At 36.3% G+C, this 1,196-nt stretch carries 1 protein-coding gene; it reads left to right on the plus strand.

Annotated features, from left to right (window positions below; all coding sequences use genetic code 11):
* Positions 1-9: 9 nt before the first annotated feature.
* On the plus strand, positions 10-1,196 hold a 1,187-nt coding region (locus DD829_RS00975; protein WP_108411448.1), incomplete at its 3' end, for an IS4 family transposase.

The following is a 1,196-nucleotide window of genomic DNA, read 5'->3' on the forward strand; positions in this document are numbered from 1 at the left end:
TAACTATTTATGTCCGTTTTTAAAGACCACAAAATTTCACTTAAACACATTTTAGAATTTATTCCCAAAGCTTTACTTAGTCATCTCTCTGCCACTACAAAAGTAGATTATTACAGTAAAGTTTTACACGGCGAAAAAATGTTTTATCTGCTTTTGTTTTGCATTCTTGATAATGAAAAACTCAGTCAGAGAACATTGGAAGACACCTTTAACAGTAGTGGTTTTAAAGCTTTATTTGGATTAGGGGAAGAAGAGAGGATTCGTCGCAGCTCTATTTCAGAAAGGCTCTCAAAAATAGATCCCCATTACTTCAAAGAAATCTATGCCCATATGTATGAGCGGTTTTCGGAACTTTATGAGAGAACAGAAATTGAAAAATACAACCTGATTAGGGTAGACAGCACTACGGTTTCTCAGGCAGCATCAAGATTGAAAGAGGGAATGAGCAATAATAGCGGGAAGAAGCTCTTAAAATTTAGTTTTTCATTTGACGGAATTCTTCCTTCCGGGGTGGAGGTTTTCAATGAACAACGTTATTCATCAGAAGATCTGGCCCTGCCCCAGGTTATTCTTAAGCAGATGAAAAAAGAAGAACATCATGGCAATATATATGTCATGGACAGAGGGCTGCAATCTGCCAAAACAATGATGAATTTCGATGATAACTCAGTGAAGTTTATCGTAAGACTAAAGGAAAACAGAAAATTTGAGGAAAAGGAATCTTTCCTCACTGCTCAAAGTATTATAAAATGGGATGAATGGATATTGATGAAAGACAGCAGGGTACAAATATTTGCACGAAGCCCCATTGAAAACAGGGATGGAAAATCCTGTAAAGTGGACAATGAATTTCGTCTGGTGGTTATTAAAAATGAGAAAACGGGAAAGGAATTTTGGTTTTTAAGCAATGAATTTGAACTTTCGGCCAAAGAAATCTCTGAGTATTACAGGAAGCGATGGGATATAGAAGTGTTCTTCAGATTCCTCAAACAGGAACTTAATCTTACGCACTTGGTTTCACTCAATAAAAACGGAATTGAGGTAATGGTTTACATGACAATGATTGCTTCAATGCTTCTGCTGATTTATAAAAAAGCGAACAATCTGGGATACAAAACTGCTAAAAGACGTATCGCTATGGAGCTAAGGGATATGATTACAGCTGTATTAATCATTTTTGCAGGAGGAAATCCAGA

Origin of the sequence: Chryseobacterium sp. HMWF035 (assembly GCF_003094695.1) — a bacterium.
In the GTDB taxonomy this organism is placed as follows: Bacteria; Bacteroidota; Bacteroidia; order Flavobacteriales; family Weeksellaceae; genus Chryseobacterium; species Chryseobacterium gambrini.